This window comes from Autumnicola psychrophila, from assembly GCF_031846645.1.
In the GTDB taxonomy this organism is placed as follows: domain Bacteria; phylum Bacteroidota; class Bacteroidia; order Flavobacteriales; family Flavobacteriaceae; genus Autumnicola; species Autumnicola psychrophila.
This window is the reverse complement of sequence record NZ_JAVRHN010000010.1, coordinates 1-21,066: the sequence shown is the minus strand read 5'-3', so window position 1 is coordinate 21,066 and position 21,066 is coordinate 1. Positions and strand designations below refer to the sequence as shown.

At 37.8% G+C, this 21,066-nt stretch carries 20 protein-coding genes; 15 read left to right on the top strand and 5 right to left on the bottom strand.

The window, feature by feature from the left end; genetic code table 11:
* Nucleotides 1-155: 155 nt before the first annotated feature.
* Both pfkA and RM541_RS13175 read left to right on the top strand, forming a co-directional pair.
* Nucleotides 156-1,142 (top strand): 6-phosphofructokinase, encoded by a 987-nt coding sequence (gene pfkA, locus RM541_RS13180; protein ID WP_311500609.1) that lies wholly within the window; start codon nt 156-158, stop codon nt 1,140-1,142.
* 3 nt (nt 1,143-1,145) lie between these two features.
* Nucleotides 1,146-1,511, top strand: a complete 366-nt coding sequence (locus RM541_RS13175; RefSeq protein ID WP_311495772.1) for a methylglyoxal synthase — start codon at nt 1,146-1,148, stop codon at nt 1,509-1,511.
* Nucleotides 1,512-1,666: 155 nt separating this feature from the next.
* On the opposite strand, the gene RM541_RS13170 is transcribed toward RM541_RS13175, so the two are convergent.
* Both RM541_RS13170 and RM541_RS13165 read right to left on the bottom strand, forming a co-directional pair.
* Nucleotides 1,667-2,050, bottom strand: coding sequence for a RidA family protein (locus RM541_RS13170; protein WP_311495771.1), 384 nt, complete (start codon nt 2,048-2,050; stop codon nt 1,667-1,669).
* A gap of 88 nt (nt 2,051-2,138) precedes the next feature.
* On the bottom strand, nt 2,139-4,853 hold the full coding sequence (locus RM541_RS13165; RefSeq protein ID WP_311500608.1) for a putative LPS assembly protein LptD: 2,715 nt from the start codon (nt 4,851-4,853) through the stop codon (nt 2,139-2,141).
* A 136-nt stretch (nt 4,854-4,989) separates the two neighbouring features.
* Here RM541_RS13165 and RM541_RS13160 point away from each other — a divergent pair, with 136 nt between their 5' ends.
* Genes RM541_RS13160 through RM541_RS13145 form a run of 4 tightly spaced genes read left to right on the top strand, consistent with a single transcriptional unit; the run spans nt 4,990 to nt 9,283 of the window.
* Complete coding sequence (locus RM541_RS13160) at nt 4,990-6,099, top strand: N-acetylmuramoyl-L-alanine amidase family protein (protein WP_432264681.1); 1,110 nt, start codon at nt 4,990-4,992, stop codon at nt 6,097-6,099.
* Nucleotides 6,100-6,152: 53 nt separating this feature from the next.
* On the top strand, nt 6,153-7,103 hold the full coding sequence (locus tag RM541_RS13155) for an MlaD family protein (RefSeq protein WP_311500606.1): 951 nt from the start codon (nt 6,153-6,155) through the stop codon (nt 7,101-7,103).
* A 10-nt stretch (nt 7,104-7,113) separates the two neighbouring features.
* Complete coding sequence (locus tag RM541_RS13150; RefSeq protein ID WP_311500605.1) at nt 7,114-8,457, top strand: 4Fe-4S dicluster domain-containing protein; 1,344 nt, start codon at nt 7,114-7,116, stop codon at nt 8,455-8,457.
* A gap of 34 nt (nt 8,458-8,491) precedes the next feature.
* The gene (locus tag RM541_RS13145) at nt 8,492-9,283 is read left to right on the top strand and encodes a (Fe-S)-binding protein (protein ID WP_311500604.1); all 792 of its coding nucleotides are present in this window, start codon (nt 8,492-8,494) and stop codon (nt 9,281-9,283) included.
* A 295-nt stretch (nt 9,284-9,578) separates the two neighbouring features.
* Here the strand turns inward: RM541_RS13145 and moaA are convergent, their stop codons facing one another.
* Nucleotides 9,579-10,586 carry a GTP 3',8-cyclase MoaA gene (gene moaA / locus RM541_RS13140; protein ID WP_311500603.1) on the bottom strand — a complete coding sequence of 336 codons (1,008 nt, stop codon included), beginning with the start codon at nt 10,584-10,586 and terminating at the stop codon, nt 9,579-9,581.
* Between the two features lie 104 nt (nt 10,587-10,690).
* On the bottom strand, nt 10,691-11,491 hold the full coding sequence (gene cobA / locus RM541_RS13135) for a uroporphyrinogen-III C-methyltransferase (RefSeq protein ID WP_311500602.1): 801 nt from the start codon (nt 11,489-11,491) through the stop codon (nt 10,691-10,693).
* 169 nt (nt 11,492-11,660) lie between these two features.
* Between cobA and RM541_RS13130 the strand changes: the two genes are divergently transcribed.
* The 5 genes from RM541_RS13130 (at nt 11,661) to RM541_RS13110 (ending at nt 16,576) form a co-directional block, all read left to right on the top strand.
* Entirely contained in the window at nt 11,661-12,941 is a 1,281-nt protein-coding gene (locus RM541_RS13130) for an alginate export family protein (protein ID WP_311500601.1), read from the top strand.
* Between the two features lie 196 nt (nt 12,942-13,137).
* Nucleotides 13,138-13,431, top strand: coding sequence for a type II toxin-antitoxin system HigB family toxin (locus tag RM541_RS13125; protein ID WP_311500713.1), 294 nt, complete (start codon nt 13,138-13,140; stop codon nt 13,429-13,431).
* Nucleotide 13,432: 1 nt separating this feature from the next.
* Nucleotides 13,433-13,789, top strand: coding sequence for a helix-turn-helix domain-containing protein (locus tag RM541_RS13120; RefSeq protein WP_311500600.1), 357 nt, complete (start codon nt 13,433-13,435; stop codon nt 13,787-13,789).
* Between the two features lie 233 nt (nt 13,790-14,022).
* Nucleotides 14,023-15,051, top strand: a complete 1,029-nt coding sequence (locus RM541_RS13115) for an alpha/beta hydrolase (RefSeq protein ID WP_311500599.1) — start codon at nt 14,023-14,025, stop codon at nt 15,049-15,051.
* Nucleotides 15,052-15,337: 286 nt separating this feature from the next.
* Nucleotides 15,338-16,576, top strand: a complete 1,239-nt coding sequence (locus RM541_RS13110) for a DUF418 domain-containing protein (protein WP_311500598.1) — start codon at nt 15,338-15,340, stop codon at nt 16,574-16,576.
* 440 nt (nt 16,577-17,016) lie between these two features.
* Here the strand turns inward: RM541_RS13110 and RM541_RS13105 are convergent, their stop codons facing one another.
* Nucleotides 17,017-17,406, bottom strand: a complete 390-nt coding sequence (locus RM541_RS13105; RefSeq protein ID WP_311500597.1) for a hypothetical protein — start codon at nt 17,404-17,406, stop codon at nt 17,017-17,019.
* 107 nt (nt 17,407-17,513) lie between these two features.
* On the opposite strand from RM541_RS13105, the gene xerA reads away from it, so the two are divergent.
* From xerA to RM541_RS13085, 4 genes are all read left to right on the top strand, one after another.
* The gene (xerA, locus tag RM541_RS13100) at nt 17,514-18,638 is read left to right on the top strand and encodes a site-specific tyrosine recombinase/integron integrase (protein WP_311500596.1); all 1,125 of its coding nucleotides are present in this window, start codon (nt 17,514-17,516) and stop codon (nt 18,636-18,638) included.
* A gap of 98 nt (nt 18,639-18,736) precedes the next feature.
* Nucleotides 18,737-19,162 carry a hypothetical protein gene (locus RM541_RS13095; RefSeq protein WP_311500595.1) on the top strand — a complete coding sequence of 142 codons (426 nt, stop codon included), beginning with the start codon at nt 18,737-18,739 and terminating at the stop codon, nt 19,160-19,162.
* Between the two features lie 1,042 nt (nt 19,163-20,204).
* Nucleotides 20,205-20,726 carry a hypothetical protein gene (locus RM541_RS13090; RefSeq protein ID WP_311500594.1) on the top strand — a complete coding sequence of 174 codons (522 nt, stop codon included), beginning with the start codon at nt 20,205-20,207 and terminating at the stop codon, nt 20,724-20,726.
* Nucleotides 20,726-21,058, top strand: coding sequence for a hypothetical protein (locus tag RM541_RS13085; protein WP_311500593.1), 333 nt, complete (start codon nt 20,726-20,728; stop codon nt 21,056-21,058). The genes RM541_RS13090 and RM541_RS13085 overlap by 1 nt, the downstream gene beginning before the upstream one ends.
* Nucleotides 21,059-21,066: the final 8 nt, after the last annotated feature.

Below are 21,066 nucleotides of genomic sequence, written 5' to 3'. Positions count from 1 at the left end.
TACTTAAAGATAGTAATTGATTGACCGACACTTTAGCACTTAAACGTTACACATTAGAAACTCCTTTTTCTGTTATAAATAATTTTGCAATCATTTTATTTGTGACTAGTTTTACAGGGAATATCAGGAACTCCATGTATTAAGGATATTTCTCTATGGCTAAAAAGATCAAGAAAATAGGGGTGTTGACCTCAGGAGGAGATGCTCCGGGAATGAATGCCGCAATCAGGGCAGTGGTAAGAGCCTGTGCCTATTACCATACTGAATGCGTAGGTTTTTACCGTGGATTTCAAGGGGTAATTGAAGGTGATTTTGTAGCACTTAATGCACGAAGTGTCCGTAATATCTTGCCCTACGGAGGAACGATACTTCAATCTGCCCGTTCCAGGGAATTTATGACCAAAGAAGGACGTGCTAAAGCAGCGGCCAAAATTAAAGAAGCAGAAGTAGATGCTGTAATATTAATAGGAGGGGATGGAACTTTTCGTGGAGGCCTGGCACTTAGTGAAGAGCATGGTATCCCGTGTATTGGTGTTCCCGGAACCATTGATAACGATATTTCGGGAACTAATTTTACTATAGGTTACGACACTGCCTTAAATACGGTTGTAGATGCAATTGATAAAATAAGGGATACAGCAAGTTCCCATAACCGTCTGTTTTTTGTGGAAGTAATGGGGCGCGATGCCGGATTCATAGCTTTAAACAGTGGTATTGGTGCCGGTGCTGAAGAAATTTTAATTCCTGAAGAAGATCTCGGGCTGGAGCGTTTGCTCAATTCTCTGGAGCGTAGTAGAAGATCTGGAAAAACTTCCAGTATTGTGGTGGTTTCTGAAGGAGATAAAATTGGAAAAAACGTTTTTGAACTGGCAGAATATGTAAAGGAAAATTTGCCTTACTACGACGCAAAAGTAACGGTTTTAGGACATATTCAAAGAGGAGGGAAACCTACATGTTTCGACAGGGTTCTGGCAAGCCGTTTGTGTGTAAAGGCTGTTGAACTTCTTATGGATGGTAACCGCGATGTGATGGTTGGGCTTATGAATAATGATATTGTATATACCAGCATCTCGAAAGCTTTAAAAACCGAACATACTGTAAACAAAGATTTACTTAGAATTTCTGATATTTTATCCACCTGATCAATGAAAACAATAGCAATTATTGCCCATAACGGGAAGAAAGCCGAAATGGTACAGTTTTTAAATAACCATAGAGAAACTTTACAATCTAAAGAAATAAACCTTATTGCTACCGGTACAACGGGAGCAAAAACAGAAGTTGCGGGTTTTAAAGTTGAAAAGTTATTGTCCGGACCTCTTGGAGGAGATGCGCAAATTGCCGCACGTATCGCAGAGGGGTTAATAGATATGGTGATTTTCTTCAGAGATCCTCTGGATAAGCATCCGCACGAACCAGACATATTTATGCTTATGAGGTTATGCGATGTTCATGATGTACCGTTAGCAACCAACCCTGCAACTGCACGTTTGCTTATTCAGGGGATATAGTAAGAACAAAATTCTTTGAAAGCTACCAGATCTGGATTAGTTCGGATACAAATAAATCTCCGGAAGTTGTGCCGTTAATAACTTCTGCTGAGTACCGTTCTGTGAGCCGGAATTGAAGAAAGAAAATTTAGCAGAACTTCCGGTAAGAATCTGTTTTAGTTTTTAACAGCTATTGCGCTTATTTCTACGTTTACAAATTTTGGTAGATTTGCTACTTCCACAGTTTCCCTTGCTGGTGCTGTCTCGGCATTAAAATAAGTTCCATAGACTTCATTTATTTTGGCGAAGTTATTCATATCACTGATGAAAATTGACGTTTTAATGACATCATCAAAAGTAAGTCCCGCTTCAGAAAGTATCGCCTTCAAATTTTCCATTACCAGCTTTGTTTCTGCAGCCAGGTCGTCAATTTCTAAATTGCCGGTTTTGGGATTAATAGCTATCTGTCCGGAAACAAAAAGCATGTTCCCACTTAAAACTGCCTGATTGTAAGGTCCAATTGGTGCCGGGGCATTGCTGGTTTTGATAATTTTTTTCATTTATAATATAATTTAGAATTTACCTGATTTATAGATTCTTAAAAATAATCATTTTTTCTTCTAACGTTTCACCGTTAATACTACAATCCTATAACCTTCGATCCCTGTCTCTTCGTTTCTCGTACTTAATATCACTTAAAATAGAAGATTTTATACCAATAAAGAAATTCCAGGATTTTCTCTGGCTGAAAGGAACCCAGCTAAAGTTTATTCTCCAGCTCTCAAGATCCCGTGCGAAACGCAATTGGGTATAAGTAAATCCTCCTTCCTTTACATCAAAACCAGAGGAAGCTCCTATTGCCCACTTTGGTGAGAGCTCAAGATTTCCGGAAAACATAAGGGAATGCGATGTAATTTCATTTTGCCTTGCGTTGTTGCTATAAGTCATGGTGTAGTTAACGCGTAAATCCCAGGGGATTTTGTATTTATACCATTCACTATTGACTTCTTCTTCCTCTCCATCATCAAAAGGATCTTCTCCATCTTCATAAAAATCGCCGTCCAGATCTGTTCCCTTACCAAAAAGATCATCTGGTCGGCCTCCGTTTCTATACGTTTCATTTTCAGATTCATCTTTATTTTCGGTATCCTTAGAAAAATCCTTGCTGGAAAAAGCATACCCAAAACTTACATTGGCATTGGTAAACCTAAAAAGGCTTCCTCCATTATTAATATTAAGCCTGTCTATTCTGCGATTGTTGTTATCCAGGGCATAGATGTCCATTTGGGCAGCAAGATTTATGGTAAGTTTATTTTCGATGACAGGAATACCTCCACGCAATGATATAGGGGAAAGTTGCAAAGAATCCCCGGCTAAGTTGTAAGAGGTACTCATACTAAAATTGTTTAATAGAGTAACCTTTTTTGGTTCTGTTGCAGTGCTATCTTTATCCCGCACTTTAGCTTCTAACGTGTTGCTGAGACTCAAGCCTAATGAACTTGAGAAATTTCTCCCCGGTGCCCCATATAATGTTCCGTCGAATCGTGAATAATCTACCAGGTTTATTTGTGTTGGATCTGCCGGGTTTATCTGTTCAAACTGGTCGTAGTACTGGTCAAAAGCCGGATTATTGCTATAACTTATCGAGGGCCGCATCACATGCCGTATGGCCTGTATTTTTTTATCTTTCCCAAAGCTTTTTAAACCATAAAGTGTTGTTCCAACGCTGGCATTAAAATTATAAGTCCTAAAGCTGTCAAAACCTTTTATAGTGTCCCGAACAACGCTGTTGGTTTCTTCATCATAAGAACGTTCATAAGTTTCGAAAACCCAGTTTTCTTCAAAACTAGCCCCCGTACTCACACTTAAATAATTAAAAAGTTTAAAGTTTGTAGAAACGGGAATAGAATGTTGTGCGCCATATACCGCTTCATCGAACATTTGTGGTGTGAAGAAAATAGAATCATAAGTAGCAATTCTATTCTCTGCCCTTAAGTTATACTGAAAATTTATGTTTTCTATAATTCCTTTCTTTGCTCCAACTTGTGGTTCAAAAGGATATATTCTGGACATGCTAGCAGTAAGTGTGGGCAGGGTCAAATTAACTATTCCTGTGTTGGTATTCTGTGAATGTCGTGCCGCGAGGCTGAGATTTACCTGAGGTTCACCTTCAAAAGTTTTAGAATAGGAAACAGAGGAGTTTAAGGTATTGTTTAAGAAGTTACCTGTATTTTGCTGATTTACAGACTCTCTGTAGTAATCACTACTACCAAGATTCACTGAAGCACTAAACCTGGAAGAAGGGCTTGCCTTTGAATCCTGGCTGTGCGACCAACGGATATTATAATTAGAACCCTCAGCAAAATCCGGAAATCCGCGTTCACTTTCCAGAAGCCTTTCATACCGGAAGCTCACATTTCCACGGAATTTGTAACGTTGATTGTAGTTAGATTCAAGGTTTAAGGCATAACTTCCGTTAGTGTAATAATCGCCTATCGCCAATAAGTCTACATAGTCACTTATCGCAAAATAATACCCACCGTTTTGTAGATAATATCCACGGTTATTACTATCTCCAAACGACGGTATAATAAAACCAGAAGTTTCTTCTTCGGTCATAGGGAAATATCCAAAAGGCAGCCCCAAGGGCGTAGGTACATCTGCTATATACATATTTACCAAGCCGGATACGATTTTCTTGTCAGGTACAAATTTTATACGCCGTGCGTAAAAATAGTAATCTGGATTATCTACATTTTCAGAGGTAGTAAAGCGCACATTTTGCATGAAGTAAACAGAGTCATTTTCCCGTTTGGTGACTTCTCCTCTTACATTAAAATTGGCTTCCTGGGTTCTGGAATTATAGATTAGCGCTTTTTCGGTATCAAAATTAAAACGGATAGAATCCGGCTCAACTGTTTTCTGAGCCTGTTGAAATATAGGTTTTTGGGTATATTCGCCCAGAGAATCCGGAATACCAAAGGCGTAAACTTCATTTTTGTTATTGTCAATAATAATGAGGCCTGCATTTAACACAATATCGCCATAAGTGACCTGAGCGTCGTTATAGAGAAACATCCTGTTTTCCTTTTGGCTAAGCCTTATGTAATCTTTTGCTTTGTAGTCAACACGGTCGGAGAGAAGACCATTTCCCTGTGGCTGGGGGATTGTATCTCCCAATATGCTGTCCTGCAGTTTAATCGTTTGAGCCAGGGGGATACCTTCTCCTACAGAAACAAGAGTGTCCCTTTCAGCCTCAATTCTAATGCCGCTGATGGTGTCAAGTTCCTGAGCCGTTATAAATGAAGGTGATAACAGTATAAAAATACAGCAAAAAAGTATATAAGGTATATTTGTTTGCAATGCTTTAAGTACTATTTTTGTAAAGAGTGGCTTGCTTTTTGCGAATTCAAAATTACATATATTTTTCCACCTGAGTTTTGTGAACAAGTGAAAAATAGTAATAAAATATTTATCCAAATCTTAGCGTTAGTTATTTATGAGAATGAGCCAGATTAAACTTTTCTTATCAATTTTTTGTGTCACATTTTTTATAATCCCCTTTTTCGCCAACGAGGTGCCAGATGTGGAACGCTTTGTTGTTGTACTTGATGCTGGACACGGCGGTAAAGATCCTGGTAACATCGGTAACGGTTATAAAGAAAAGGATATTGCTTTAAGCATTATTCTTAAAGTAGGGAAAGAACTGGAAGACCAGGGGGTAGATGTTATTTACACTCGTAAAACAGATGTTTTTATTCCACTTAAAAGAAGAACTCAGATTGCCAACGAGGCCAAGGCAGATCTTTTTGTTTCTGTTCATTGCAATGCCCATAGCTCACAGGCAAGTGGGACCGAAACATTTGTTTTAGGTTTAAGAAGAAGTGATGATAATCTTGAAATTGCCAAACGGGAAAACTCTGTAATTTATCTTGAAGATGATTACGAGGTGACTTATAATGGGTTTGATCCCAATTCTCCGGAATCCTATATTGGGCTGGCACTAATGCAGGAAGAATATTTAAACCAAAGTATACTCCTGGCTGATTTTATTCAGAAAAAGTTCACTAATGAACTTAGTAGAAAAAACAGGGGTGTAAAGCAGGATGTTTTTCTTGTTTTGAGAGAAGCAGTAATGCCAAGCGTTCTTATAGAAACAGGATTTCTAACCAATAACCAGGAGGGAGCTTTTCTCAATAGTGGTAATGGGCAAAATAAAATGTCTGCAGCAATTTCAAAGGCAATAATAAATTACAGTAAAAATATAAATCTTTCTACTTTAGAAAGTATTAATGAGACCGAAGGAAATATCGAAGCCACACCTGTAGCCTCGTCTATTTATGATGGTATAATTTTTAAGGTTCAGGTTGCTGCGGGATCTAAAAAAGTGGAAACAAAATCTTATAATTTTAAAGGTTTGCAAAATATTAATCGTGTAAAGGAGGGGAAGTTATTCAAATACTACCTGGGTGAAACTTCAGATTACCTAAAAATTCAGAATTTACATCAAGAGGCCATAAGCAGTGGTTATTCTTCCAGTTACATTGTCGCTTTTAAAGACGGCAGGAAGATTACAGTTAATGAGGCGTTAAAATCTAAGCTTAATTAGACCTACTCTTCTATTTTATTTCTAAATTTGTCCGTATTCTAAAATTTTAACTTTTGAAGTATTCTAAAGAGGTAAAGACCGGCATACTGGCTGTTATTGCAATACTTGTTCTTGTTTTCGGTTATAGTTTCCTCAAAGGAAAAAATCTTCTTGATTCAAGTAGGATTTTTTATGCTGTATATGAAGATGTGGAAGGCTTGTCCCGCTCTTCAGACGTAACAATTAACGGTCTTAAAGTAGGACAGGTAACAAAAATAGACTTTCTTAACGAAACAGGCCTATTGGTTGTAACGTTCACGGTTGATAATGATTTTCCATTTTCAGAAAACAGTTTGGCTCAAATTTATGGTGGTAATATTATTGGAGGAAAGTCGCTTGCCATAGTTCCAACTTACGAAAAAGGTAAACTAGCCGTATCTGGTGATACCCTCCAGGGAGATAGCGAAGAAGGATTAATGGAATTGGTAAATGACAGGCTTACACCGCTTCAGTCAAAAGTGGAAAACACTATTGTGAGTGCAGATTCGTTGCTGACAGCGTTAAATGTCATCCTTAATGATACTACAAGGAATAATATAAGGCAGACTTTTCAGGATTTGGGTGAAACAGCACGTTCTATAAAAGGAACAGCTCAAACGCTTGAAGGTATTGTGCAAGGAAATTCAGAAAAACTAGACAGGACTTTTACTAATCTGGATGAGATGTCAGGTAATCTTAATAACTTGTCAGATACAATTTCGAATATTGACGTTCAAAGAATGGTTACTGATGTAGAAAATGCCATCTCTAATTTTGAAGAAATATCTTCTAAATTGAACAGTGGTGAAGGTACAGCCGGGAAGTTGCTGAACGATGATGATGTTTACAATAATCTGGATCGGGCTACCAAACAACTTGAAGAGCTTCTTCAGGATGTAAAACTTAACCCGAAACGCTATGTTAATTTCTCTATCTTTGGAAAAAGAGCTAAAGGCTATACAGAACCCGAGGATTCTTTAAGATAATTTAATCTAAATGGAATTTATTCCCCAAATCCTTTTTGCTATCGCCCTTGTGGCGGGTATTGCATTCTTCGCTAAGAATATCCGCCTGATTATACGGAATATTAATTTAGGAAAGAAAATTGACCGTAAAGATAACAGCGGTGAACGTTTTGCAAAAATGGCCAGAATTGCTTTTGGTCAAAGCAAAATGGTGCGCAGGCCTGTTTCCGGTATTTTGCATGTAATTGTTTACCTGGGATTCATTATAATTAATATAGAAGTTCTTGAAATAATTATCGACGGACTTTTTGGTACCCACAGGGTTTTATTTGCCATGGGTGATGTTTACGGAATATTAATAGCTGCTTTCGAAATTCTGGCTTTACTTGTGCTACTGGGGGTAATTATTTTTTGGACAAGAAGAAATATCTCCAATATCTACAGATTTCTTGGACGGGAATTAAAAGGGTGGCCAAAGAACGATGCTAATTATATTCTCTATTTTGAGATGGTACTTATGGCTCTGTTTTTAACTATGAATGCTGCAGATTATCAGTTGCAAATAAATGAAGTAAAACCATATTATAGCGAGGCCGGTTTAATGGGGTCTTTTCCTGTCAGCCAGTTTTTGCTTCCCATATTTGAAGGAATGGGTTCTTCGACTTTAATAATTATTGAAAGAGCAGCATGGTGGCTGCATATCCTTGGAATTTTGTTTTTCCTTAATTACCTGTACTATTCAAAGCACCTGCATATTTTACTGGCATTTCCAAATGTCTATTTCTCAAAGTTAAAACCAAAGGGAGAATTTGACAATTTACAATCTGTTACAGATGAAGTAAAGTTAATGATGGATCCCGATGCCGATCCTTTTGCTGCACCGGCAGAAGAAGATGATACTGCAGAACCTGAAAAATTTGGAGCTTCAGACGTAATGGACTTAAACAGGGTTCAGCTTCTAAACGCATATACTTGTACCGAATGTGGACGGTGTACCTCTGAATGTCCGGCAAATAAAACCGGCAAGAAACTTTCTCCTAGAAAAATCATGATGGACACCCGTGACAGGTTGGAAGAAGTTGGAGAAAATATCAACAAAAATGGCAGTTTTCAGGATGATGGAAAACAGTTGTTGGATGATTTCATTTTAAGAGAAGAATTGTGGGCGTGCACTACCTGTAATGCCTGTGTAGAGGCTTGTCCTGTAGGAATAGATCCACTATCTATTATAATGGATATGAGGAGATACTTAGTCATGGAACAAAGTGCAGCACCAAACGAGCTAGCAGTTTCAATGACTAATATTGAAAATAATGGGGCGCCGTGGCCATATAATCAAATGGACAGGTTAAATTGGGCAAAGGAGAATTCCTAGACTGGAATTGTTTAAATTTTTAAGTAGAAAAGGTATGGCAGAAGCATTAAAAGTTCCTACAATGGCCGAATACATGGCAGAAGGTAAAAAACCGGAAGTTTTGTTTTGGGTTGGATGTTCCGGAAGCTTTGATGACCGTGCAAAAAAAATAACCAAGGCTTTCGTGAAATTGTTAACCAAAGCAGGTGTGGATTTTGCTGTTTTGGGCACAGAAGAAAGCTGCACCGGAGATCCGGCAAAGCGTGCCGGAAATGAATTTCTTTTCCAGATGCAGGCGATGACTAACATTGAAGTTCTTAACGGATATGAAATAAAAAAAGTGGTCACTGCCTGTCCGCATTGTTTCAATACTATAAAAAATGAATATCCTGCCCTTGGTGGGAATTATGAGGTGATGCATCATACGCAGTTTCTCAAATCCCTGCTTAACGAAGGCCGACTTAAAGTTGAAGGAGGTAAGTTTAAAGGAAAAAGGATTACTTTTCACGATCCATGCTATCTTGGCCGCGGAAACGGTGAGTATGAAGCTCCCCGTGATCTTCTAAGAAAGCTGGAAGTCGAACTTGTGGAAATGCGCATGTGCAAACGCAACGGACTTTGTTGTGGTGCGGGTGGAGCACAGATGTTTAAAGAGCCGGAGCCGGGAACTAAAGATGTAAATGTAGAGCGGACAGAGCAGGCTATGGAAGTAAAACCTGAAGTGATTGCAGCAGGATGCCCTTTTTGTAATACGATGATGACAGATGGTGTTAAGAGTAAAGATAAAGAGGACAGTATTGCCGTAATGGATGTTGCCGAAATGATCGCTGAGACCCAGGATCTGTAAACAAGCAATTATTTCCTCTCTCCTTTTTTTAGCTGAAGGTTTTTAGAACAACATTCTGGTCAAATTTCTGAAATTTGGTTAATACTAATTCTTTTCTTCATATTATCTGAATTAAATCGGTTACCATTTGAACAGTAGGTCGAAAATTGACATTTTGGAGGCCTCTCTTAGATGGCTATATATAAATTACCAATCGCATTAGGAAAAGTGGCACCTATAGAATACGCAAAAATTACTATACTATTAGAAACCACAAATAAAACAAAAAAAAGTCAGTGCTCAAAAATGGCAATTTTCAGCCTCCAATAGAGATCATGCTTCTGTTTTTGTTGTGCTTTTCCGGGTCATTTAGCTTCTCAAAATCATCCATTCCTGCACGCACCTTCTTTTTCTGACCCAGAGACTTCAGAATAAGCTCTTTTACATCCCGTCCTTCTCTTAAAGCTGTAAGAAGATCTAATTCGTGATTTGAAAACAGGCAATTTTTGATCTTTCCGTTGGCGGTAAGCCGAATCCTGTTGCATCCGGAGCAGAAAGGATTGGTTACAGAACTAATAATCCCGAATTTGCCTGTAAAGCCTTCAATTTTATAGTTTCTGGAGGTGAAATGCTGCTCATCTTCCAGTTTCTGAAGATATTTGTCACCAAAAAAGTCGGTTACCTCTTCCAGAATCTCCTTTTCGGTTACCAGCTTGGATTTGTTCCAACGATTACCGTCAAAAGGCATAAATTCAATAAAACGGACCGTAATTGGGGAATTCCTGGTGAGCATCAAAAAATCCACAATTTCATCCTTATTGAAATCCTGCATTAAAACAGCATTAATTTTTACATTAAAACCTTCGTTTATCAATAACTGGATGTTTTGGTAAGCCTTTTTAAACTGATCACGGCGCGTGATCATCTTAAATTTATCAGTTTCGAGGGTGTCAAGGCTAACATTAATATCTGTTAGTCCGTATTGATGAAAAGTTTCAATAAACCTATCTGCAAGTATTGCGTTTGTGGTGATGGAAAGCCGGACAGGAAGCGTGGCCAGTTTCTTCACAATATCGGCAAAATCTTTACGCACCAGAGGCTCTCCGCCGGTAAGCCTGATTTTGTCCACACCCTGTGAAACAAAGATTTTGGCCATTTCCAGGATTTCATCTGCATTCATCAGTTCCTTTTTTGGAGTTAAAGGAATGCCGGCCGCTGGCATGCAATAATCACATCTAAGGTTGCATTTTTCTATTAGGGAAATTCGGAGATAATTGTGCTTCCGACCAAAAGAATCATTAAGCACATTGGTTGTTTTAATCATTTAGTATGGATTTTGCTCGCGCAGAATTTATTTTTAAAGATGATTATTTCAGAGTGGCAAACGAAAGAATCCCTATGGGCCAAAAGTTACTTCCGAAGAAAAAATTATGCAGAAAGAGGTTCAATGTCCAGGTTCTGATAAATAAAATCATCCTCTACAAGGGCCGACAATTGATTATTGCCCACTCCCACAACCTCTCCAATCACGATAATTGCAGGTGAAGAGAGGTTTTGTTCGGCAACCTTTTTTTCAATAGTTGAAAGTTTTCCTATGGCGCGACGTTCATTTTCTTTTGTCCCATTCTGAATAATTGCAACAGGAATTTCTGCTTTTCCGTGCTTTGTAAAGATGGAAACAATTTCTGAAAGTTTGCTCATTCCCATCAGGATCACAACCGTGGCTTTGGATTGTGCTGAAAGTTCTACGTCTTCAGACAACTTGTGATTTGTAGTAGTTCCCGTTAAAACCCAAAAACTCTGAGCAACTTTCCTGTGTGTAACCGGAATGCCGTTGCTCGCAGGAACCGAAAGCGCCGAAGATATCCCCGGAACAACTTCAGAAGGTATTCCTGCTTCAGAAAGATGGTTCATTTCCTCACGGCCACGTCCAAATACAAACGGATCTCCACCTTTTAGTCGCACTACATGTCCATATCGCAAGGCGTAAGCGACCAGTAAATCATTGATCTGGTCCTGCATATAAGAGTGGCAGCCTTTTCTTTTTCCTACGAAAAGTTTAACGGCATTTGGTGCATACTTTAAAATTTCTTCATTTACCAAAGCATCATAAAGCACAGCGTCGGCATTTTTCAGTGCCTTAACCGCTTTTAGAGTTAACAAATCGGGATCGCCGGGTCCGGCGCCAACTAAAGTAACTTTGGGATTAATTTCTTCTATGGTTTTCATAATTTCAACTGATTATTTTTAACGCCCGGAGCTTCATTCTTCTTCCGCAGGTGTTATTTTCATTTTACAAATATACAATGAGAATACGTAGTATAAAAATAAAAATAAGTATTTATACGTAAATTTGAATTTTCATTCTTATTTTTGAAGCCAACCAATACTTCTCGATATGAAAAACCACTACTACACTTTTTTATTCTTTTTCATTTTTACAGCTTCGGCTTTTTCACAGACTTTTACTTTGGATGCAGACATTAGGCCAAGGTTTGAATATCGCCATGGATTTGGAAATCTTTTTCCCGATAATACAGATCCTGCTGCTTTTGTTACGCAGCGTTCCCGGTTGAACTTTGGATATGCAGCAGACAGGCTGCAGGTTATGGTGAGTGTTCAGGATGTGAGCACCTGGGGCGATACGCGGCAGATTTTGATAAACGATGGCAATGATTCTTTTTCCCTGTTCCAGGCTTGGGCAAGAATGCAGCTGAGTGACAACTGGGCTGCGAAAGTCGGCCGGCAGGTAATTTCCTATGATGACCAGCGGATTTTTGGCGGACTTGATTGGGCAATGCAGGGACGATTCCACGATGCGGCGCTTCTTCAGTATAATAAAGGTAGCATCGCTATGGATATGGGATTTGCTTATGGGCAGGAAGAACAGCGGCTGTTTGGCTCGCCTTATACCATTTCAGGGTTTTTTACTTATAAAACAATGCAGTATGCTCATCTAAAAAAAACCTGGACCAATAGTGCGGTGAGCTTTTTATTTCTGAATAATGGCTTTCAGAAATTTACTGGGCCAGACGGCAATGTTGCAGATGGCGTTTATAACAGGCAAACTGCCGGATCCTACTTTCAATTTCCGCTGTCTTCGCTAAAATTGTCCGGTAGTGCTTATTATCAGTTTGGGAAGGCGACTCCATCTCAAGACTTACGTGCTTACCAGGTTGCGCTGGAGGCAGTTTACAAACCCGGAAGCACGCTTTTTGGACTGGGAGCCGAATTTCTTAGCGGTACAAACCAGGGAAGTACAGGAGATAATAATTCGTTTTTTCCGTTGTATGGGACAAACCATAAATTCAACGGATTTATGGATTACTTCTACGTAGGTAACCATGCCAATAATGTGGGGTTAAACGACTTTTACGCAAAGACTATTTTGAAAACAGGAGCAACGTCTTCATTACTTTTAAAAGCGCATTATTTTAGCTCGAATGCTGATTTAGCAGGAGATGCAGATAGTTATCTGGGAACTGAAATTGATGTGGTTTTCACCCGACCTGTGGTAAAAAATGTGGTGCTTAATCTCGGATATTCCCATATGTTCGCTTCAGAAAGTATGAGCCTGATAAAGGGAGGAACCACTAATGAAAACACCAATAACTGGGGATGGGCACAGCTAATTATTAATCCGCGTATTTTTCAGTTTCAGTTTAATGCCGAAGATTAGGGTGAAGATAGTTAGTGTTTGAAATTGTAGGTGTGGCTTAGGTAAAAAGATTTGCGTGGATAGCTCATATAATGCATTTGCATTAGATTAGTAGAATATGCGGGATTGCATTTATTTGTATGTTACCCTTAATGCGGAAAAAATAGAAGTTATCATTTTGGTAACTTTGTTGTATATTAGCGACAAACTCTTTAACGTGAAAATATTTTCGAGGGGTACAATAAGGGATTTTTGGGAAAAGCATGGCGATTGCGAACTTCAGCTAAAAACCTGGTATCGTGAAACCGAAAAATCCAATTGGGCATCTATTAGCGAACTTAAGAATGAATATCCAAGCGCAAGTATTTTAAAAGATAACCGGATTGTTTTCAACATCAAAGGAAATGATTACCGACTGATTGTCAAATTTAATTTTGAATATCAACTTGCCTGGATAAGGTTTATTGGGACACACGCTGAATATGATAAGATTAACGCAAACGAAACTTAAGATGAAAATAAAACCAATTAGAAACGAAGCGGATTACCGAAAAGCACTTGAGCGTTTGGAAGTTATTTTTGATGCAAAAAGAGGAACTGATGAAGGCGACGAACTGGAAATTTTAGCAATCGTTATTGATAATTATGAAAATGAGAATTTCCCGATTGGAATGCCCGATCCAATTTCGGCAATCAATTTTAGAATGGAGCAAATGGGCTTAAAACAAAAGGATTTGGTCGAAATGATTGGTTTTAAAAGTCGTGTCAGCGAAATAATGAACAAAAAGCGGAAACTGACTTTGGAAATGATTAGAAAACTGAACGCCAAATTGAATATCCCAACGGATGTTTTGATTCAGGATTATTGAGAAAGATTGCGGAAAGAACTAAGGGCAACCAAAGAACTGAGATAAAAAATAATGCTTCAACCGTTTTTAAATCGGAACATCGTGCTCACTTGCTCAGCGGATTTTCCTGCGGCAACCCAATGCCTGCTCCGACCATTTGGAAATCTTAATCATTAAACTACTTTTTACGAAACAAAAAGAATCGGGATTCAATTTTTATTATTTTTGAGGTCATCAGTTGTTCTTCCTTAAATATGAAAAAAAGATATTGGATTCTTCTTATAATCATAATTGGCCTCATTATTACTTACTTCACCGGTCCTAAGATACCGACACCTGTATATTCTGAAGAACTTCCTGAGCTTCCGGATGATTTAAAAACACTCGACAGTCAGATAATTACCACAGAAGCGAAAAAGCCTGTTCGGGAAGACAACCAGGCGAGAATATTATGGGCAAATGGAAGTCCGGAAGTAACTGAATATAGCATCGTTTATCTGCACGGATTCGCCGGAAGTTACCGGGATGGTTATCCCGTGAATGTTCAGGTTGCTGATACTTTGGGAGCAAACATCTATTTATCCCGCTGGGCCGGCCACGGATTAAAACCTGAGGAGGCTTTAGAAACTTTTTCTCCGGGAGCTGCCTGGGCATCGGCTAAAGAGGCTCTGGTAATAGGTCAAAAAATCGGAAAAAAGGTAATCATCATGAGTACTTCTACCGGAGGGATATTAGCCTTAAAACTGGCAGCCACATATCCAAATTCTGTTCATGCTCTCATCAATATTTCTCCAAATATTGAGGATGATGTTAATGGAACTTTGTTGCTAAGCACACGCTGGGGTTACGAACTGGCAAACCTTGTATCTTTAGGTAAGCACAGGGAAATTGAGTTGGAATCTAAAGCAACGGCACAATATTTTGATACCATATATCCTTCAAAAGCCCTGGTGGATTTACAGGTTTTGCTGGAAACCACCATGAAAAAGGAAACTTTTAAAAACGTGCACTGCCCGGTGTTGACGCTTTACTATTATGAAAACTTCCTCAAGGAAGATGAACATGTAGAAGTCGAAGTTTTTCCTGCTGTACACAGCATGATTTCTACTCCAGAGGATCAGAAGGAACTCGTTCAACTGGAAACTCCAAAGACGCATTTCATGGGAAGCAATTTGAAATCAAAAAACACAGATGCTGTCCTGAAAGCAATAGTAAATTTTCTACAGGAAACACTGGATGTACTCTTTCAGCCTGAACCTGAAGTTTGGAAGGAACAGATTTAAAACAGAATAATTGATTTATTTTTAAAAAGCCTTCATTATAAAAATTTTTCATTTGGTTTGACGGAAATCCAAAGCTTTTTAGGCCGAAAATTGCTATTTTCGGGCGTTCTTTAAACTGCGGAAACTAATAACACTTGTAACTTCTTTTCCGCATCCTCTTTATGAGTGTTATTTTTGGCATGTATTTAAAAATAATGAGCGAGAGTTAAGCAGGATGAGATATTTTTTTGTGAGATGGACAGGTATTTGTATAAACCTGATTTTTTGATATGTGCGATAGTTTTCTATGGGAGAAAGTTCTTTTACAACCTCTAAAAAGAGGATTGAGACTATAGATGTTTTAAGAGGATTTGCATTGGCAGGCATCTTGTACGCCCACATGATCATCTGGTACACTGGAGCTGCATTGCCGGCAGAGGTTTACGCGAAATACGACAGTACACCAGATGGAATAGCAATGGGTATTTTTGGTGCGCTGGTATTCGGAAAATTTTTCTCAGTTTTTTCCTTCTTGTTTGGGCTGAGTTTTTACCTGCATTTTCGCAAAAATAAATCAAATATCCGTTTTTTTACGATTTACAGCTGGCGCTTATTTCTGCTGTTTCTTATTGGGGTTGTTCATCATATCTTGTGGCGCGGTGATATTCTGGCGATCTATGCAGTACTGGGAGTGGTACTATTATTTTTTCGAAATCTTTCGCCAAAGCTGCTTCTGGCGCTTTCGGTAATGTTGATAATAAATTTTCCCACTCATTTTTACGAGCTTTTCCAAAGGCAGGAAATAAAGGCTGAAGTCAGTTTTCCTATGGAAGAGGAGGCAGGAAGATATTATGCTCTTGTTCAAAATGAAGATTTTCTCTCTGTTCTTAAAAGCAATTGGGATTCCGGGCCGGCAAAAATTAAATATCAGTTGGAAAGCGGAAGGCTTCTAATGACCTTTGGATATTTTATGTTGGGTTTTTATGCCGGCTGTACAAGACTGTTTTCTGCTATAGAACAGAATATTTCGAAATTTATGAATTGGAATAAATCTTCGGAAAAAGCTGTTCTTTTCCTGCTGTTTATTGGATTGCTAATGTATATGTTTAACCTGGTTACTATTCCGGGCATTACGGTTGTACCGGAATTAAAATGGCTGGCAAGTTTCCTGTTTAGTATTTATAATGCCTGTCTCACGATATTTTATATCACAGGAATTACGCTCCTCTTCAGGAGCAGTTATTTTTATAAACTACTAAAGCCCTTGGGAGCAATGGGCAAGATGGCTTTAACAAACTATTTGCTGCAAACAGTGTTTGGTTTGCTCCTTTTTTATCAGTTTGGATTAGGATTATTCGATACTACATCGCCCGCCATAAATGTGGTTTTCGCTGTGTTTATCTTTTTTTTACAGCTGAAATTAAGTGAATATTGGTTAAAATATTTTAAGCAGGGCCCGGTGGAGTGGTTGTGGAAAGGACTTACATATTTCAGGTTTTCCTCTATAAGAAAAAAACATTCCGGCGGTGGAGGATCTTCAGAATAAAAAATGTAAGCTGAAAACTTTCAGCAGTAAAAACCTTACGTATATATTTCGAAAATTGCTGTTTTGGAACACCAACTATAGTAAAATTTGGATAAGAGTTAGTGGTATTGAATTTTTACAACAGCTCATAGATTTACAAGGGCAAAATTTTTTCCGTCTTGAAAAAATAATGAGGATTGTAGAGGTAAAAAATTCTCTGGTAAAATAATCTAGGAAAGACAAGCACAATAGTTAAGACTGAATAGTAAAAAGGAGTTTTGCTGAATCCATGAAATTGGTAAGGAAGTAGGGGATAAAAAGTAAGTTTTGCCTTTCGCAATTTTGAATTTTTTTAACATATATTAGCCGCATTGGCTGATAAGAAAATGGAACTCAGCAACCGAAGGACTACCCGAAATTTAATTTCTATGAAAGTTGTTGCAGGCTTAGCTTCTAATTTATTAGAGAAGAGATTTTTCCATATAAGGTTGCCAGGTGACCAGGATATACTTCTTTTTACCATTTTCCAGACGGGATAGGAAACCGTACTCATAAACGAAAAGATAAACATCACCGCTGCTGTTTTTCCAATAATGAGTAAAGAAATTTGGATTGAAGCCCTGGCTCAATAACACCTTAGATCTGACAGTAGCTTTACCTGCTTTATTAAATTTTTTCAGGATTTTACGATTCAGCTTTAACTGCCGGTCTACTTTTAAATAAAAGCTTCCTGTGTCATCGCGCGATTTATTATAATGATACGCACTTTTGCAATAGGCGTCACAAAATTTTTTGTCACTCCTTCCTTCGAGCTCTTTATTGCAGGACAGGCAAAATTGATAAGGCTTCATGATTTTTGGATGTATAGACGTTTTATTAGACGTATAATATACGTCTAATCTACAGATATGGAACACGGGGTTCTTACTTTTATCAGTATTAATGAATACCTGGATCCATGGATAAGAAATTTATCACCCTTAAACATTTGCTTATCGATAAGCAGAAGTGCATTGGATTACAGTTTTATTCAGACAAAGTTATAGAAGCGTTGGCAGGAAACCTGCCGGGTGTACAGTGGAGTGAAGACTTCAGGATGGTTTACGTTAAAAACACCACTGGCAACCTGGATCTTATCTATAATCAATTTAAAGGTGTAGCCTGGATTAATTCCAACTACTTTTTTCCAAAGAGTGATTTTGGAAGGGAAAACGATTCTTTTGATGTAGAATGGTTTAGGAACAGGGAGAAATCTGAAGGTTTAAAAGCCTGTCCCGAAAATTATCTCGCTAAACTGGAACTTAAGCGTTATGCAAACAACACCGTAAGAACCTATGTATCCTGTTTTGAAGCTTTTATTAATTATTTCGGAGATCGTGAGCTGTCTGATCTTGATGAAAATGATGTGAGACTTTATTTGCAGAAGCTTATAGCAGAAAATAAATCCCATTCCTATATTAACCAGGCCATTAATGCTATAAAGTTTTATTATGAAGTGGTCATGGGAATGCCTAATAGGTTTTATGCCATAGAAAGGCCCAGGAGAGAAGAAAGGTTGCCAGAAGTACTGGTCAAAGAAGATGTGCTCTGTATTATAAATAAAACCCGGAATATCAAACACCGTTGTATTGTAAGTTTACTATACTCTGCCGGCCTTAGGAGGAATGAAGTACTGTGTCTTAAATTGAATGATATTGATGGCAAAAGAATGCTTATTAAAGTGAGATCTGGGAAAGGCAATAGGGACAGATATACTATTCTTTCTGAAAAACTTCTTAAAGATCTAAGAACTTACTATTTAGAATGGAGGCCAAAGAACTTTCTATTTGAAAGCCCTACCGGAAATCAATATTCGGCTGAGAGTATAGCAAAAATCGTAAGAGAAGCAGCGCGGAGAGCCGGAATAAGAAAACGGGTAACACCGCATATGTTACGACACTCCTTCGCCACGCATTTACTGGAAAGCGGCACAGATTTAAGGTATATCCAGGTGCTTTTGGGACATAAGAGCACAAAGACAACAGAAATCTATACTCATGTTGCCACAAATATTTTTTTCACAATAAAAAACCCTTTAGATTAGTAAAGACAAAGTAGATATAAAGGTACCGGTGCATTTTACTACAAAAATATAATGCACTAGTGCATTTATTGATACGTTGCCCAACATTTGAAAAAATCATGAAAAAATTATTTGGAATCGCAATTATGCTCGTTTCTATTGTTTCTTGTGAATACTTATTCCAACTTGAAAATGACGAAATTCTGAAAGACAAAATCGTGACGGGATTGAGCTCTCAAAGCGGTAAAGTTGATTTGGCAAAAATTACAGATTTTGAATGGGACAGTTTAATTATCCTTGGGCCATACTCTCAAATCGAAAAGATTGAAGAAGAATTAAATTTAAACTTGTCTAACATAAGACAAAACGGAATTCAACATTCTGATTCTTATGATTTGATCGTTTTTTTAAAAGATAAGAAATCTGTGAATATTGTTGAACTTGGTCGAGCAATGAGCCCTGGCGGTAATGGAAGAACAGTGATTAGTAAAGAGAAAAGTACCTTTTTAAAAGGAAATGACGGGACAGTAAGATTACTGAAATAAAACGTTGGGCAACACTGTATAAAAAAAATGCTCAAACCTGTCTCAATTCGAAAGTCCGTGCTCGCTTGCAACGCCTGATTGTCCTGCGGACAATCAAGCTCGCCAGCTCGCACTATTTTTTATACGGGACGTTGTGAAAAATGCCTCTGACAAACAAAACGAAAGAAAATTTAAAACTAACTCGGATAAAAATCTGACTTTTAAAATGCCATTTTTGGAAGGAAAGATAAATCGAGTTTAAATGGCGACGGACTTCTCACTCAAACGGAGAAAAAAAGAAACGCGAAAAATATCATTTTTGAGAGGTAAGAAAAATTCATTTTAAAACTAAACTGTAACGGATTTTCTCACTCGGACGGACAAAAAAAGAAAACGCAAATTTGCCCTTTTTGAGAGGTAAGAAAATATAAACTTTAAATTTGAAACGCAGCGGATTGAATAGCAAACCGGCTCACTCGGACGGGAGGCACTATTTCACAACACTGTATAAAAAAAATGCTCAAACCTGTCTCAATTCGAAAGTCCGTGCTTGCTTGCAACGCCTGATTGTCCTGCGGACAATCAAGCTCGCCAGCTCGCACTATTTTTTATACGGGACGTTGTGAGGCATCAAGGGCAGAGTAGGGGCAAAAATCGAATTTTCGGCTATTTTGATTTAAAAGGTTTGGTCTGTAATCGGACTTTGAGACGGAGCCAATCAGTTTAATAAAGGTCGATAATTGCCATTTTTAAGACTTCTTTGCGACGGACGAAAATCTGCAAATTTTAGCTTATTGGTAGTTGCCAGGTTTTGCGGGAAGTAAAAAAAGCTACTGGTTAGAATCCTCACTCAAACGCAATTGGCGCTTTTTTTCGGTAAATTTGGATGTTTTGGCTCGCGGATAATTAAAAAGACGCCTCACAACAAAATATAAAAACAATGCTAAAACTTGTGCCAAATCAAAACTTCTTGCGTACTTGCTGCGCCTGATTTTCCTACGGAAAATCAAGCTCGCTCGCGCACTGTTTTTATATGAGACGTTAGGATGCAATTTTATAAAGAATGGAAGAAATTTTAAAAGAAATTCAAGCAAATCAAATCCCTTTTTATAAAGACTGGGGGTTCTGGATAAGTTCAGCACTGAGTGCTGTAGGTGTTTTATTTTCAATATTTGCATTTATAGAAGCAAAAAGGGCAAAAAATGCAGCAAATGAAGCAGGTAAAGCAGTTAAAATTCAGACCATTACTATTGAGTTAACAGAAATCATCCAAAGGCTCGATAAATTAGACATTAATATAACGTACCAGGATGCCAGAGATTTTTATAGTGAGATAAATAGAAAAGTTCGGAGAATACTTGCTCCATATAAACAAGAAAAAGATTTTGAAAAAGAAATAAATGAAATCGGAACTTGTTTAAATGAATTAAAATCAAGTTTATCTGAAGTAAAACCTTTTAATAAAAATCAAGATGATTTGGATACTGGAAATACTGTTTACTATGCTGTAGAAAGTGAATTTTCTACATTAAGTGGTAAATTAGCAGAATTAACCGGTTTGTTAGAGCAAAAAAATATTGAGTGATGAAAATAGAGGAAAATTTAAAAAGACTAATTGAAGGAACTGAAAAAGGAAAAATTGTTTGGGAAAGAAAAAACCCAACAACATACAATTGGAAAACAGCTTCTTCGGATGGTACACATATTAATATTATCCTACAGAAATATAAGTCAAAAGATCAACCGGATATGCTGTTCAGATTATGGAATTTAGATGATAGATACTCTCTTTTAGATTTACAATATAAAGATGCTAGTGAGGAGACCAAAAGGCTTTTACAGGAACTATATGAGAAAGTTAGTGGTAACGATTTATATATCAAAGACATCTTCTCAGACATTTTAAGAGATATATAAAACTGCAC

Excerpts from the sequence above, each read along its gene's own strand:
- RM541_RS13085 (WP_311500593.1), top strand. The coding sequence starts at position 20,726 with ATGAAAATAGAGGAAAATTTAAAAAGACTAATTGAAGGAACTGAAAAA.
- RM541_RS13175 (WP_311495772.1), top strand. The coding sequence starts at position 1,146 with ATGAAAACAATAGCAATTATTGCCCATAACGGGAAGAAAGCCGAAATG.
- cobA (WP_311500602.1), bottom strand. The coding sequence starts at position 11,491 with ATGAAAACCATAGAAGAAATTAATCCCAAAGTTACTTTAGTTGGCGCC.
- RM541_RS13145 (WP_311500604.1), top strand. The coding sequence starts at position 8,492 with ATGGCAGAAGCATTAAAAGTTCCTACAATGGCCGAATACATGGCAGAA.
- RM541_RS13090 (WP_311500594.1), top strand. The coding sequence starts at position 20,205 with ATGGAAGAAATTTTAAAAGAAATTCAAGCAAATCAAATCCCTTTTTAT.
- RM541_RS13130 (WP_311500601.1), top strand. The coding sequence starts at position 11,661 with ATGAAAAACCACTACTACACTTTTTTATTCTTTTTCATTTTTACAGCT.
- RM541_RS13105 (WP_311500597.1), bottom strand. The coding sequence starts at position 17,406 with ATGAAGCCTTATCAATTTTGCCTGTCCTGCAATAAAGAGCTCGAAGGA.
- RM541_RS13170 (WP_311495771.1), bottom strand. The coding sequence starts at position 2,050 with ATGAAAAAAATTATCAAAACCAGCAATGCCCCGGCACCAATTGGACCT.
- RM541_RS13110 (WP_311500598.1), top strand. The coding sequence starts at position 15,338 with ATGGGAGAAAGTTCTTTTACAACCTCTAAAAAGAGGATTGAGACTATA.
- RM541_RS13095 (WP_311500595.1), top strand. The coding sequence starts at position 18,737 with ATGAAAAAATTATTTGGAATCGCAATTATGCTCGTTTCTATTGTTTCT.
- RM541_RS13160 (WP_432264681.1), top strand. The coding sequence starts at position 4,990 with ATGAGAATGAGCCAGATTAAACTTTTCTTATCAATTTTTTGTGTCACA.
- RM541_RS13115 (WP_311500599.1), top strand. The coding sequence starts at position 14,023 with ATGAAAAAAAGATATTGGATTCTTCTTATAATCATAATTGGCCTCATT.
- moaA (WP_311500603.1), bottom strand. The coding sequence starts at position 10,586 with ATGATTAAAACAACCAATGTGCTTAATGATTCTTTTGGTCGGAAGCAC.
- RM541_RS13150 (WP_311500605.1), top strand. The coding sequence starts at position 7,114 with ATGGAATTTATTCCCCAAATCCTTTTTGCTATCGCCCTTGTGGCGGGT.
- pfkA (WP_311500609.1), top strand. The coding sequence starts at position 156 with ATGGCTAAAAAGATCAAGAAAATAGGGGTGTTGACCTCAGGAGGAGAT.
- RM541_RS13120 (WP_311500600.1), top strand. The coding sequence starts at position 13,433 with ATGAAAATAAAACCAATTAGAAACGAAGCGGATTACCGAAAAGCACTT.
- xerA (WP_311500596.1), top strand. The coding sequence starts at position 17,514 with ATGGATAAGAAATTTATCACCCTTAAACATTTGCTTATCGATAAGCAG.